Here is a 12,679-nt window from a genome sequence, read left to right as displayed (position 1 = left end):
ATTCGGCTACTTCACGGCAGTGGGCTGGAGTTCGTCGAGGGCCGGCTTCAGCCCTTTCAGCGAGAAACGGATATTGACGTCCTGGCCGTTCATCAGCCGCACCAGCCCTTCAGCACTAGAGCCTTTCTTCAGCGCCGCGGCCGTCTTCGTATCCAGCGCCTGCTGCGCCCAGCATCCGGACTGGTTGCAATTGCGATAGTCGAGTTTGGCGACCGGCTTACCATCGGCTTTGATTGACAGGCCGGAGGGCAGGAAGACGTTGAGCGGCAGAAGGGCGGTCAGCATCAGCCGCGGCTTGCCCTTGTCGCCCTTGCCCTTTTCGCCCTTGCCCTGGGAACCGGCCGGCGAAGCTGCGATCGCCAACGTCAGGATATTGATGGGTTTGCCGTCTTTGGTGACTTGCGCGACCTGGGCGACTTCGCAGGCCTCAGCGCCTGCCGAACCGGTGCAGCGATAATACCAGTCGTCGAATTTCTGGGATTTCATGGTCGGCGCCGGTTGAGCGGGCGCCTGCACCTGTTCCGGTCCTTGATCGGCCGGAACAGGTGATTGCGAAGAAGCCGGGTTGGCACAAGCAATGAATATCAAAACAGGGGCGATAGTCGGACGAGTCCGCTTCATGCCGATTCTCAAAAATTTTCTCATTGAAAATACAACTTCAGGAAGATTTTATTCGCGTGTAAAGCCGTATCGCTACAATCCGTCATTTAGTCAACCTAAGCGTGTCAGCACGGTAAAGTTTCCGTTAGATATTTACTTCACGTTCTGGGAGATTAAGTCTTGCCTTGGCTGAGACTCGCCCTCAACGAATTCGCCAAGAGATTTCAACGCTCGAATAAAACCGATTGGCGAGGACCATGAGACGACGCGCAACTTACGCGAAGCTGTCCACCTGCCCGTTTGCATTGAAAATTCGACAGATGAACGGATAGGGTGAATAATTCCGCACTATCCACACTGCTGCGAAGTCTTGAAAAGATGAGCCTCGTTCCTTCGAAGAAAAGAGCCGCTCCGGCATCTGCGTTTTTCTCGATGCTCCTCACAAATACAGAGATGTATTTTAGAAATTCATTGCACCCACGGTTGCTACTGTTATTCTTCTCGAAAAGGAGAGGACAGCCGCATGGCAAAACGGCAACGACGAGGGCAGCCCGGAACAGAACCCGCAGACGACATTCGGGAAAACCTGGTCAAGACACGAATCGGCGGCGATCTCTCGTCCTTATGAAGGGCAATCCAGACCCATAAATCATCCATAGCCATCGTCGCGCCGCATCGGTCGCATGATTGTCATTTTCGAGGTGACATCAGGCCCGTTCTCTGCGAAAAAGAGCGCGATGAGAGACAGGGGCGTTCGTCGAAAGACGGGCTGAGAAGCACCCTTCGAACCTGAACCGGATAATGCCGGCGGAGGGAGTCGCTCGGGGTCGCGGCTTAGCCCGCACGAACCGCCCCGTGCCCGCCCCCGCCTGAAAGGGGCCATATGCAGACCAGGACCACACCAGGAGCGATGCTGAAGGCGATGCGGGAAAAGCCGCCGCTCGTTCAGTGCATCACCAATTACGTCGCCATGAACATTGCCGCAAATGTTCTGCTTGCATCCGGCGCCTCGCCCGCCATGGTGCACGCCGCTGAGGAAGCCGGCGAATTCGCCGGGATCGCCAGCGCGCTGACAATCAATATCGGCACGCTGTCGACGCAATGGATCGACGGCATGCAGGCGGCGGCGAAGGCCGCGACATCAGCCGGCAAGCCCTGGGTGCTCGATCCGGTCGCGCATTATGCGACGGCTTTCCGCCGCAACGCGGTCGCCGACCTCCTGGCGCTGCGTCCGACCATCATCCGCGGCAACGCCTCCGAAATCATCGCCCTGGCTGGCGGAGAGAGCCGCGGCCAGGGCGTCGACAGCCGCGACCCGGTCGAACAGGCGGAAGGTTCTGCGCGATGGCTGGCTGAGCGTCAGCGGGCGGTCGTCGCCGTCACCGGTGCGGTGGATTTCGTCACCGACGGCGAGAAGGCCGTGCGCATCGAAGGCGGATCGGCGCTGATGCCGCAAGTCACCGCGCTCGGTTGCTCGCTCACCTGCCTCGTCGGCGCCTTTGCCGCGACGGCACCCGAAGACATCTTCGGCGCGACGGTTGCGACACTAGCAACCTTCGCCATCGCCGGCGAAGAGGCCGCACTTGGGGCGGCCGGCCCCGGTTCATTCTCATGGCGTTTCCTCGATGCGTTAGCTGCGCTCGACCCCGAAACGCTTGACGCCAGGGCGAGGATATCGGCGGCATGAAAGCTTTCGACCTTTCGCTCTATCTCGTCCTCGACCCCGATCTGTGCGCCGGGATCGGCATGGTCGAAACGGCGCGACTTGCCGTTGCCGGCGGCGCGACCATGGTGCAACTGCGTGACAAACATGCCGCCACCATCGGGATGATCGAGACCGGCCGCGCCTTGAAACAGGCATTGGAGGGGACCGGCGCCCTGCTCATCGTCAACGACGATGTCGAGGCGGCAATCGCCATCGGCGCCGACGGTCTGCATATCGGCCAGGAAGACATGGATGCACACAAAGCGCGGACGATGATCGGCCCCGACATGATCCTTGGCCTCTCGGTCGAGACCGCGCCGCTCGCCGCCGCCGTTGATCCTGGTCTGGTCGATTATACCGGCGTCGGACCGGTGTTTGCGACACCGACCAAGGCCGACCACAAGCAGCCGATCGGTTTTGACGGTCTTGCCAAGCTGGTGAAGGCCTCGCCGGTGCCATCGGTCGCGATCGGCGGGCTCAAGGCGGATCATGTCGCCCAAGTCTTCGCCGCGGGCGCGAAAGGGCTTGCCGTCGTTTCCGCCATCTGCGGCACGCCAGACCCTGAAGCTGCCACGCGCCGCATCGCCGCAGAAATCCGAAAGGCCCGTGCATGATCCGCAACGTTCTCTCGATCGCCGGCTCCGATCCCTCCGGTGGCGCCGGCATCCAGGCCGATCTCAAGGCCTTTTCCGCCCGCGGCGTCTACGGCATGGCGGTGCTGACCGCGTTGACGGCGCAGAACACGCAAGGTGTCAGCGGTGTGCATCTGGTGCCGCCGCAATTCGTCGCCGACCAGATCAATGCCGTCTTTGCCGATGTCCGCGTCGATGCCGTCAAGATCGGCATGATCGCCAATGCCGGCATCGCCGACGCCGTTGCCGGTGCGCTGACTGACCACCGCGACATTCCGATCGTCATCGATCCTGTCATGATCGCCAAGGGTGGAGCCGCCCTGCTCGCGCCTGAAGCGGTCGACGTGCTGACCCATCGGCTGCTGCCGCTTGCCACGCTGCTGACCCCGAACCTGCCCGAAGCCGCCGCGCTGCTGCACCAGCCGGTCGCGACAAATCGCGCTGACATGGCGGCGCAGGCCGAACGCCTGCGCGCGCTTGGCCCGGCCGCAGTGCTGGTCAAGGGCGGCCATCTCGACAGCGACGAGAGCCCTGACGTGCTTGCCACCGCCGCCGGCCTGCACTGGTTCGAAGCCAGGCGCGTGCCGACCAAGAACACCCACGGCACCGGCTGCACGCTCTCCAGCGCCCTGGCGGCCGAGCTCGCCAAGGGCGCCTCGGCGCGGGAGGCGGTCGCCATCGCGAAGGAATACCTTGCCGGCGCGGTCGCGGCTGCCGGACACCTCACCGTCGGCTCCGGCCACGGTCCGGTGCAGCATTTTCATGCGCTCTGGAAAGACGATATATAAGCACTCGCTCAGCGAACATGCCGCCAATCGAAAACGGCCCGGCCTCCCGGGCCTTTTTTCGTTCGGCACCTACTTTGCGTTGAAACCGCAGCGACCGCGGCGGGGCGTCCCTTTCTCTCGTTGAAAAACCTTGTTGACAAGCCCTGCCAGATGGCCAAATCTATGACACTAAAAGGGGATACATTCCGCAATAACGGAATAACTGGAGGAGTGACAGGTGCCAGACCTGCTTGTGAGCCTGTATTCCACTGAGCTCGCCGACCTGAGACAGAAGGCCGGCGATGTCGGCGTCTCCATCCGCCCGGCCCTCCCCCCGGAACTGCATCTTATCGTCAGCTGGGTTCGCGAACAGTTCAGCGAGAACTGGGCAAGCGAAGTCACAGTCTCATTCTCCCGTCAGCCCGTTGCCTGCCTGATCGCCGTCGACGGCGGCAAGCTGCTGGGCTTTGCCTGCTATGACACGACGGCGCGCGGCTTCTTCGGCCCGACCGGCGTCGACCCCGAAGCGCGTGGCAGGGGCATCGGGCTCGCCCTCTTTTCCGCCTGCCTTCAGGCCATGAAGACGCTCGGTCACGCCTATGCCTTCATCGGCGATGCCGGCCCGGTCGATTTCTACGCCAAGACGGCAGGCGCAATCGTCATCCCCGCCCCCGACAAGGGCATCTACGAAGGCATGCTGAGAAGCACGCCGAAATGACCATCTGATCCGGAGTTACAGAATTGTCCTCGACCCCGCTCGCCCTTTTCGTCGGCCTCCCGAATCCCACTATTTCCGATGATGAATTCGCCCTCTTTCGCGAAACCAATCCGCTCGGCCTGTTCGTCGGCCGGCGCAATCAGCGCGAGCCGGAACAGACGAAGCGGCTGATCGACCGCTTCCGCGAGGCCGTCGGCCGCGACGACGCGCCCGTCTTCACCGACCAGGAAGGCGGCCGCGTTCAGCATCTCGATGCCGGCCCCTGGCCGCTCTTCCGCAGTTTCGGCCAGTTTGCCGAACTTGCGCGCCGCGATTTCGATCTCGGCAAAAAAGCACTGCGCCTTTCCTCCCAGGCCATGGGCGCGATGATGACGGAACTCGGCCTTTCCAGCGGCTGCTCGCCCGTTCTCGACCTCGTCTTCGAGACGACGAGTGCGGTCATCGGCGCCCGCTCCTTCGGCCCAGATCCCGATTTCATCGCTGCCCTCGGCCGCGAGGTGGTCGATGGCCTGCTCGAGACCGGCAACATGCCCGTCATCAAGCATATTCCCGGCCATGGCCGCGCGACGCTCGACTCCCACAAGGAGCGTCCGGTGGTCGACGCCAGCCGCGAGACGCTCACCGCGACCGATTTCAAGCCCTTCGTGGCGCTGAAGGATACGCCCTGGGCCATGGTCGCCCATGTCGTCTATTCGGCCTATGACGCCGAGCTGCCGGCGTCCGTCTCGCCTGTTATGCACGACGTGATCCGCAAGGAGATGGATGAGGGCGTGCTGATATCAGACTGCATCTTCATGGAGTCGCTCTCCGGTACCTTGCCGGAACGCGTCAAGCAGGTGCTCGACGCAGGCTTCGACATTGCGCTCCACAGCCATGGCGACATTCCGGAAAGCGAAGCCGCCGCCAAAGCCGCCCGTCCGCTGACGGAAGCCGCCCTGCAGCGGATCGCCGCCGGCAAGGCCCGCCTCGGCAATCTCAAGGTCGATGTCCGCGCCGCCCACGCAGACGTCGAAGACATGTTTGCAAGCGCGCTGGTCTCCTGACCGGCACGTCATCTCTCACCACATAAGAAAAGGGGAATAACACATGAAAAAATATCTTCTCGCCGCCGCCGCCCTGACGCTGCTTTCGGGATCTGCCGTGGCGCAGACGATCCTGACGGCGAATATCGAGCCGGCGACGACCTGGGTTCGCAACTTCAATCCGTTCAACCAGACCTCGTCGCGCCAGTCCACGCTCGACTTCATCTACGAGCCGTTGGTCATCTTCAACCGCTTCGACAGCAACAAGCCGGTCTATCGCCTGGCCGAAAGCTTCAAACTCTCCGACGACCTGAAGAGCATCGATTTCAAGCTGCGCCCGAACCTGAAATGGTCGGACGGCAAGCCGTTGACCGCAGCCGACGTCAAGTTCACCTATGATTACCTGAAGAAGTTTCCGGCGCTCGACTTCGTCAGCATCTGGACCTTCATCACCGATATCAAGGCGGTCGACGCCCAGACGGTGCGCTTCACGCTCGCCAACCCGAGCTCGCTTGCCGCCGAGCAGATCTCGCAGCTGCCGATCGTTCCGGAACATGTCTGGAAGGATGTCGCCGATCCGGTCACCTTCGCCAACGAGACCCCTGTTGGCAGCGGCCCGCTGACGGAAGTGCCGCGTTTCACCGGCCAGACCTACGACCAGTGCCGCAACCCGAACTATTGGGATAACGAGCATCTGAAGGTCGATTGCATGCGCTTCCCGCAGCTTGCCGACAACAACCAGATGCTGACCGCAACGGCCGACGGCACGCTCGACTGGGGTGTCTCCTTCATTCCCGATATCGACAATGTCTACGTGTCCAAAGATCCGGCGCATTTCCACTACTGGTATTCGCCAAGCAGCATGGTCGCCTTCCTGTTCAACTTGGAAACGGCGAACGAGAACAACAAGAAGGCCTTCAACGACCTGAAGTTCCGCCGCGCCGTCTCGATGGCGCTCGACCGCAAGACGATGATCGACGTCGCCGGCTACGGCTATCCGACGCTGAACGAAGACCCCGGCCTGATGGGCGAGCTCTACAAGAGCTGGGCGGACCCATCCGTCAAGGCCGACTTCGGCAAGTTCGCAACCTATAATGCCGACGCCGCCAAGGCCCTGCTCGACGAGGCGGGCTACAAGGACAAGGACGGCGACGGTTTCCGCGACAATCCCGACGGTACCAAGATCTCCTTCTCGATCATCGTCCCCAGCGCCTGGACCGACTGGATCGATACCGTCAACCTCGCCGTCGAAGGCATGCAGGCGGTCGGCATCGACGCCAAGATCGAAACGCCGGAGGAAGCCGTCTGGACCGGCAACCTCATCAACGGCACCTTCGATGCGGCGATCAACAGCCTGCCGGCATCGGCCTCGCCCTATTACCCCTACAAGCGCGCCTTCAGCGCTTCGGACAAGGGCAAGACCCGCTTCACCGCGCAGCGCTGGTTCAACCCGGAGGTCGAGAAACTCGTCACCGAGTTCACCCAGACCGCCGATCTTGCCAAGCAGAAGGACGCGATGAACAAGGCGCAACGCATCGTCGCCGAAAACATGCCGATGATTCCGGTGTTCAACAATCCGAACTGGTATCAGTACAACACCAAGCGCTTCACCGGCTGGTCGACCAAGGAAAACCCCTTCGTCAATCCGTCGATCTCGCGGACCAATCCGGCACGCCTGCTGAATCTGCTCGCTCTCGAGCCGGTCAAGTAAGCATCACGATCTCCGGAAGCGGCGTAGGAAATGCCGCTTCCGTCACGACGGAGTCCCCATGGCTTTCCTGCTTCGCCGCCTCGTCTTCTACATGGCAGCCTTCATCGCGGCAGCGACGATCAATTTCTTCCTGCCGCGGCTGATGCCGGGCGATCCGGTGCAGATCATGTTCTCCAGCGCCGGCACCGAATTGCCGCCGGAAAGCCTGCAGGCGTTGAAGCTCACCTTCGGCTTCGTCGACGGTCCGCTCTGGCAACAATATCTCACCTATCTCGGCAGCATCTTCACCGGCGATCTCGGCCGCTCGATCAAGTATTTCCCGCTGCCCGTCACCTCGGTGCTCGGCCATGCGCTCATCTGGACGGTGGGGCTGATGGGCACGGCCACCATCGTGAGCTTCGCGCTCGGCACCTTCCTCGGCATCGTCGCCGCCTGGCGTCGCGGCAGCAAGTTCGATGTCGTCGTCTCCGTCGGCGCGATCTTTGCCACCTCGGTGCCGGCCGTCGTCACCTCGCTGATCGTGCTCTTCATCTTCGGCTTCACGCTCGGCTGGTTTCCGAACGGTTATGCCGCCGACCCATCACTCGATCCGGCCTTCAGCCTGCAATATATCGGCAGCCTCGCCTATCATGGCATCCTGCCGATGGTGACGCTCTGCACCGTGCTGATCGGCGGCTTCACCGTCACCATGCGCAACAACATGATCAACCTGCTCGGCGAGGACTATATCGTCATGGCCCGCGCCAAGGGCCTTTCCGACCGGCATGTGATGCTCTGGTATGCGGCGCGCAACGCCCTGCTGCCGACCGTCTCCAGCCTTGCCATCGCCATCGGCACCATCCTCGGCGGTTCGCTGGTGACGGAGGTCGTCTATAACTATCCCGGCCTCGGCAATATTCTCTATCAGGCGATCCTCGCCCGCGACTATCCCGTCATCCAGGGCCAGCTCCTCATCATGACCGCGACCATGCTGATCGCCAATTTTATCGTCGACGTCAGCTATGTGCTGCTCGACCCGCGGCTGAAGGGAGCATGAGATGAAGACCCTGCTTCAAAACCGCAAGGCGCTGATCGGCCTCGTCATCATCGCTTTCATCGTCCTCGTCGCGATCGCAGCGCCCCTCCTGACGCAATACGACCCGGCCGCCCGCACCGGACGACCGCACCAGGCGCCGTCACTCGACCATATCCTCGGCACCACGCGCATCGGCCAGGATGTCTTTGCCCGGCTGATCTACGGTGCCCGCACCTCGCTTGCCGTCGGCTTCGGCGCCGGCCTGCTAATCACGCTCGTCGGCACGGCACTCGGCATCATCTCCGGCTATCGCGGCGGCAAGACCGACGAGATCATCAGCTTCTTCACCAATATGGTGCTGGTCGTTCCGAACCTGCCGCTGCTCTTGGTGCTTGCCGCCTTCATCGGCCAGGCAAGTCCCCTCGTCATCGCGCTCATCCTCGGCGCCACCTCCTGGGCCTGGGGCGCACGCGTCACCCGTGCCGAAACGCTCTCCGTCAAGCAGAAGGATTTCGTCAAATCGGCCGAGATGATGGGCGAGCCGCAATGGCGCATCATGACATTCGAGATCTTTCCCAACGTGATTTCTATCGTCGGCATCAATTTCATCGGCAGCGTCATCTTCGCGATCATCACCGAAGCGACGCTGGAATTCCTCGGCCTCGGCGATCCGAGAGCGATCTCCTGGGGCACCATGCTCTACAACGCGCAGAAGGCCTCGGCCCTTTCGGTCGGCGCCTGGTGGGATATTCTCACCCCCTGCTTCGCGCTCGCCTTCCTCGGCATCGGCATGTCATTGCTGAACTTCGCCGTCGACGAGATCGCCAATCCACGGCTGCGCACCGGCAATCATCTGAAGCGCTGGTCCCTGCTCGTCCGTTCCGGGGAGGGCCGCCTGTGACGCAGCCGCTGCTCTCGGTGAGAAATCTCACCATCGATTATATCGGCGAGGAAAAGGATTTCCGCGCCGTCAAGGATGTCAGCTTCGATGTCGCACCCGGCGAGGTTTTCGGCCTCGCCGGCGAATCCGGCTGCGGCAAGAGCACCATCGCTTTTGCCATCAGCCGCCTGCACAAGCCACCGGCGCTGATCCGCAAGGAAAGCCGCATCCTGCTCGATGGCCGCGACGTGCTCAGCCTCGACCGGCAGGCGCTCAGTGCGTTCCGCTGGCGCGAGGTCGCCATGGTCTTCCAGAGCGCCATGAACTCGCTGAACCCGGTGCTGCGCATCGAGACGCAATTCTACGACATGCTACGCACTCACAAGAACATGAGCCGCGCGGAAGCCCGCGAGCGCACCGCCGAGATGCTGACGCTCGTCGATATCGCGCCGGATCGCATGCGAGACTATCCGCACCAGTTTTCCGGCGGCATGCGCCAGCGCATCGTCATCGCCATCTGCATGGCGCTCGATCCGAAGCTCGTCGTCATGGATGAGCCGACGACGGCGCTCGACGTCGTCGTCCAGCGCGAAATCCTGCAGCGCATCAACGAACTGCGTCGCAGCTTCGGCTTTTCCGTGCTGTTCATCACCCATGATCTCGGGCTGATGGTGCAGTTCTGCGACCGCATCGGTATCATGCTCGCCGGCAAGCTGGTGGAGCAGAACACGGCCGAGGCGATCTACAGGACGCCCAAGCATGACTACACGAAAAAGCTCTGGGCCTCCTTCCCCTCACTGCACGGAGGAGTGCTGCTATGACAGACGCCATTCTCGCACTCGACCGGGTGACGAAGACCTTCGGCCATGGTTCCGGAGCCGTGCATGCGGCACGCGCCATCTCGTTTTCGCTGCATGCCGGGCGGGCGCTGGCGCTCGTCGGCGAATCCGGCAGCGGCAAGACCACCTGCGCCCGCATGGCGATGCGCGAATATCTGCCAACATCCGGCCGGATTCTCTACAAGGGCCGGCCTGTCGAGGCGGCGAAATCCGCTGAGATCGCCCGTTACCGCCGCTCGGTGCAAATGATCTTCCAGGACCCCTTCGCCTCGCTGAACCCTGCCCACACCATCGCCCATCATCTCCGGCGGCCACTGAAGCTGCATCGTCCGGAGATCAAGGGGGCCGAGATCGACGTCGCGGTCCGCGAACTGCTGCAGCGCGTCAGGCTCGATCCCGATCTCGTCGCGCCAAAATATCCGCATGAACTCTCCGGCGGCCAGCGCCAGCGCGTCAACATCGCTCGCGCCTTGGCCGTCAAGCCGGAGGTGATCGTCGCCGACGAACCGACCTCGATGCTCGACGTCTCGGTGCGCCTCGGCGTGCTGAACCTATTGAACGAGATGAAGCAGGAGATGAATCTCGGTCTGCTCTACATCACCCATGATATCGCCACCGCCCGTTACGTCGCCGAGGACATCGCCGTGATGTATGCCGGCCAGATTGTCGAATGGGGCAGCGTCGCCAAGGTGATCGATAATCCGCTGCACCCCTATACCCGTCTGCTGCTCTCGGCCGTACCCGATCCGGATGTCCGCTTCGACGACCCGAAGGCCCGGCTGAGGCCCGACGAGGTGGAGGACATCCGCCGCCGTTCGGCCGTGCCGCAGGACGACATCGTCGAATTCGAGCAGGATCATTTCATGCGGATGATCTGAGGCCGGCTTGCTGGCCTCCTCGCGTGCCCTATGCTAGGGGACGGTCTCTTTCATATGAGGCAAAACCGCATGCTGCCCTGGATCCAGCTCGATTCCGCGACCATTCCCGGTGAAGGCGGCGAACTCAGGCTGAAGCAGCGCGGCAGCGAATTTTCGATCATGCTCGGCGCCAACGAGCTGATGAACAGTCGTCTCAGCGGCTCGGAAGAAGCGCTGGCGACGCTTTCCTGGGAACGAATCAAGCCGCACCCGAAGCCAAGGATATTGATCGGCGGGCTCGGCATGGGCTTTACCCTGCGCGCCGCCCTCACCGTCCTTCCCGAAGATGCCGGCGTCACCGTCGCCGAACTGGTGCCTGCCGTGATCGCCTGGGCACGCGGACCGATGGCCGAGGTTTTCCAGGGCTGCCTCGACGACCCGCGCGTCGGCATCCATCAGGGCGATGTCGGCGAGGCGATCCGTTCCGGTAAAGGCGCCTATGATGCGATCCTGCTCGATGTCGACAACGGCCCTGATGGCCTGACCCGCAAATCCAACGACCGGCTTTACGATTTCGCCGGCCTTCGCGCCGCCCGCGAGGCGTTGCGCGCCGGCGGCGTGCTCGCCGTCTGGTCGTCCGGTCCGGACCCCGATTTCACGCGGCGTCTCAAGGACAGCGGTTTTTCCGTCGATGCGGTCAACACACGTGCCAACGGCAAACGCGGCGGCGCCCGCCACGTCATCTGGCTGGCCGTCAAACCGGCGAAATGAAGTTCAAGCAGAAGCAATCCTCCGGGCGGCATTGATGGCACGGCGAGCGCCGGAGCGCAGCTGCGCTGTCTCGGCACCGGCAATGACCAGATCGAAGCCGAATTTCAGCAGCTCGCCGGCCCGCTCGCCGTCCCCGGCGAAGGCGCAGGCGAATTTGCCGTGGGCGCGGCAGCGCGAAACCGCATGCTGCATGGCGCTGTCGATCTCGGCGGCGTTCGGCGCAACCTGGTCGCCGTTCGACAGGGCGATCGAAAGATCGGAGGGACCGATGAAGATGCCATCGATGCCGGCAACGCCGAGAATGTCGTCGATCGCCTCGAGTGCTGCCCGGGTCTCGACCATGGCGATGGCGACGGTGAGCGCGTTGGCGTTTTTCAGATAATCATCGGCCGACAGGCCGGTATGGTTCAGCGCCAGCGACGGTCCCCAGCTGCGGTCACCAAGAGGCGGGTATTTGGTGGTCTTGACAAAGGCTTGCGCGTCTTCGGCCGAATTGATCATCGGGGCGATGATGCCGGAGGCTCCGGCATCGAGCAGGCGCGAGGCGGAAGCGAAATCACCGACCGGTATGCGGGCCAGCGCTGGTTTGCCGGCAAGCCGCACCTGGGCGACGGCGTTCGCTGCCGAGGGCATGTCCCACATGCCGTGCTGCATATCCAGCACGATGGTGTCGAAGGCCTCCTGCGCCAGGTGATTGGCGAGCGTGGCGTCGGGAATACCAATCCAGGCGGAGATCATCCCGCCCTGGTGTTGCCTGATCCGGTCCGCAAAGCCGTCGATTTCACCTGCGCTCATGCCATTCTCCTCAAGTCGACAGGCCGCCAGCGGCCAGATATTTCACCTCGGGGAACTCTTCGATGTCGAATTCCCTCAAAGCCAGGCACGGGTTGCCGGCTCATCCTCTCCGGCGCAGCCGTGAAATGATGACCGTCACGGCGAGCCCCGCGACAGCCATGATGCTTCCCCAGAGAACCCAGATGCTTTGGTTGATCATGAAGCTGGATGAGGGATAGGGAAAATAACCGCTTCCCTGCGCGATCCAGATCAGTCCCAAGAGGATCATGAGCAGTCCAACGACGTATCCGACGGTTCGCGACATGCTTCGGCCCTTCCCTATGAATCGATGCCACAATGTCGGTCGGCGTCGGTCATGACAAGACTT

At 62.4% G+C, this 12,679-nt stretch carries 14 protein-coding genes and 1 riboswitch; of the genes, 11 read left to right on the top strand and 3 right to left on the bottom strand.

The genetic code is table 11. The annotated features are described in order from the left end of the window. Positions 1–6: 6 nt before the first annotated feature. The gene (locus BS629_RS05495) at positions 7–645 is read right to left on the bottom strand and encodes an invasion associated locus B family protein (protein ID WP_018246565.1); all 639 of its coding nucleotides are present in this window, start codon (positions 643–645) and stop codon (positions 7–9) included. Positions 646–1,336: 691 nt separating this feature from the next. Beyond that, a riboswitch (TPP riboswitch) is annotated at positions 1,337–1,433 on the top strand. A gap of 50 nt (positions 1,434–1,483) precedes the next feature. Here BS629_RS05495 and thiM point away from each other — a divergent pair. The 11 genes from thiM to BS629_RS05440 all read left to right on the top strand — a co-directional run bounded on the left by thiM (position 1,484) and on the right by BS629_RS05440 (position 11,517). Beyond that, positions 1,484–2,287: a hydroxyethylthiazole kinase gene (gene thiM, locus BS629_RS05490; RefSeq protein ID WP_018246564.1), complete on the top strand. Its 804-nt coding sequence runs from the start codon at positions 1,484–1,486 to the stop codon at positions 2,285–2,287. Beyond that, entirely contained in the window at positions 2,284–2,919 is a 636-nt protein-coding gene (thiE, locus tag BS629_RS05485; RefSeq protein WP_018246563.1) for a thiamine phosphate synthase, read from the top strand. The genes thiM and thiE overlap by 4 nt, the downstream gene beginning before the upstream one ends. Next, entirely contained in the window at positions 2,916–3,725 is an 810-nt protein-coding gene (gene thiD, locus BS629_RS05480) for a bifunctional hydroxymethylpyrimidine kinase/phosphomethylpyrimidine kinase (RefSeq protein ID WP_018246562.1), read from the top strand. The genes thiE and thiD overlap by 4 nt, the downstream gene beginning before the upstream one ends. Positions 3,726–3,942: 217 nt before the next feature. Then, positions 3,943–4,422 carry a GNAT family N-acetyltransferase gene (locus tag BS629_RS05475; protein ID WP_018246561.1) on the top strand — a complete coding sequence of 160 codons (480 nt, stop codon included), beginning with the start codon at positions 3,943–3,945 and terminating at the stop codon, positions 4,420–4,422. Between the two features lie 23 nt (positions 4,423–4,445). After that, on the top strand, positions 4,446–5,465 hold the full coding sequence (locus BS629_RS05470; protein WP_077988051.1) for a glycoside hydrolase family 3 N-terminal domain-containing protein: 1,020 nt from the start codon (positions 4,446–4,448) through the stop codon (positions 5,463–5,465). Between the two features lie 43 nt (positions 5,466–5,508). Further along, entirely contained in the window at positions 5,509–7,155 is a 1,647-nt protein-coding gene (locus tag BS629_RS05465) for an ABC transporter substrate-binding protein (RefSeq protein ID WP_018246559.1), read from the top strand. 58 nt (positions 7,156–7,213) lie between these two features. Continuing rightward, on the top strand, positions 7,214–8,191 hold the full coding sequence (locus BS629_RS05460) for an ABC transporter permease (RefSeq protein ID WP_018246558.1): 978 nt from the start codon (positions 7,214–7,216) through the stop codon (positions 8,189–8,191). A 1-nt stretch (position 8,192) separates the two neighbouring features. Further along, complete coding sequence (locus BS629_RS05455; RefSeq protein WP_018246557.1) at positions 8,193–9,071, top strand: ABC transporter permease; 879 nt, start codon at positions 8,193–8,195, stop codon at positions 9,069–9,071. Continuing rightward, the gene (locus BS629_RS05450; protein WP_018246556.1) at positions 9,068–9,871 is read left to right on the top strand and encodes an ABC transporter ATP-binding protein; all 804 of its coding nucleotides are present in this window, start codon (positions 9,068–9,070) and stop codon (positions 9,869–9,871) included. Before BS629_RS05455 ends, BS629_RS05450 begins: the two co-directional genes overlap by 4 nt. Then, on the top strand, positions 9,868–10,767 hold the full coding sequence (locus BS629_RS05445) for an ABC transporter ATP-binding protein (RefSeq protein WP_018246555.1): 900 nt from the start codon (positions 9,868–9,870) through the stop codon (positions 10,765–10,767). The genes BS629_RS05450 and BS629_RS05445 overlap by 4 nt, the downstream gene beginning before the upstream one ends. Before the next feature lie 69 nt (positions 10,768–10,836). Further along, positions 10,837–11,517 carry a spermidine synthase gene (locus BS629_RS05440; protein WP_018246554.1) on the top strand — a complete coding sequence of 227 codons (681 nt, stop codon included), beginning with the start codon at positions 10,837–10,839 and terminating at the stop codon, positions 11,515–11,517. A 3-nt stretch (positions 11,518–11,520) separates the two neighbouring features. On the opposite strand, the gene BS629_RS05435 is transcribed toward BS629_RS05440, so the two are convergent. Both BS629_RS05435 and BS629_RS05430 read right to left on the bottom strand, forming a co-directional pair. Then, the gene (locus BS629_RS05435; protein WP_018246553.1) at positions 11,521–12,312 is read right to left on the bottom strand and encodes an HpcH/HpaI aldolase family protein; all 792 of its coding nucleotides are present in this window, start codon (positions 12,310–12,312) and stop codon (positions 11,521–11,523) included. 100 nt (positions 12,313–12,412) lie between these two features. Further along, the gene (locus BS629_RS05430) at positions 12,413–12,616 is read right to left on the bottom strand and encodes a hypothetical protein (protein ID WP_018448564.1); all 204 of its coding nucleotides are present in this window, start codon (positions 12,614–12,616) and stop codon (positions 12,413–12,415) included. Positions 12,617–12,679 lie beyond the last annotated feature (63 nt).

Origin of the sequence: Rhizobium leguminosarum bv. viciae USDA 2370, assembly GCF_002008365.1 — a bacterium.
Taxonomy (GTDB): Bacteria; Pseudomonadota; Alphaproteobacteria; order Rhizobiales; family Rhizobiaceae; genus Rhizobium; species Rhizobium leguminosarum.
This window is presented reverse-complemented; position numbering and strand designations above follow the sequence as displayed.

What these genes read in the sequence shown, in the direction of transcription:
- BS629_RS05495 (WP_018246565.1), bottom strand. Translation starts at nt 645, where the DNA reads ATGAGAAAATTTTTGAGAATCGGCATGAAGCGGACTCGTCCGACTATC.
- thiM (WP_018246564.1), top strand. Translation starts at nt 1,484, where the DNA reads ATGCAGACCAGGACCACACCAGGAGCGATGCTGAAGGCGATGCGGGAA.
- thiE (WP_018246563.1), top strand. Translation starts at nt 2,284, where the DNA reads ATGAAAGCTTTCGACCTTTCGCTCTATCTCGTCCTCGACCCCGATCTG.
- thiD (WP_018246562.1), top strand. Translation starts at nt 2,916, where the DNA reads ATGATCCGCAACGTTCTCTCGATCGCCGGCTCCGATCCCTCCGGTGGC.
- BS629_RS05465 (WP_018246559.1), top strand. Translation starts at nt 5,509, where the DNA reads ATGAAAAAATATCTTCTCGCCGCCGCCGCCCTGACGCTGCTTTCGGGA.
- BS629_RS05460 (WP_018246558.1), top strand. Translation starts at nt 7,214, where the DNA reads ATGGCTTTCCTGCTTCGCCGCCTCGTCTTCTACATGGCAGCCTTCATC.
- BS629_RS05455 (WP_018246557.1), top strand. Translation starts at nt 8,193, where the DNA reads ATGAAGACCCTGCTTCAAAACCGCAAGGCGCTGATCGGCCTCGTCATC.
- BS629_RS05445 (WP_018246555.1), top strand. Translation starts at nt 9,868, where the DNA reads ATGACAGACGCCATTCTCGCACTCGACCGGGTGACGAAGACCTTCGGC.
- BS629_RS05440 (WP_018246554.1), top strand. Translation starts at nt 10,837, where the DNA reads ATGCTGCCCTGGATCCAGCTCGATTCCGCGACCATTCCCGGTGAAGGC.
- BS629_RS05435 (WP_018246553.1), bottom strand. Translation starts at nt 12,312, where the DNA reads ATGAGCGCAGGTGAAATCGACGGCTTTGCGGACCGGATCAGGCAACAC.
- BS629_RS05430 (WP_018448564.1), bottom strand. Translation starts at nt 12,616, where the DNA reads ATGTCGCGAACCGTCGGATACGTCGTTGGACTGCTCATGATCCTCTTG.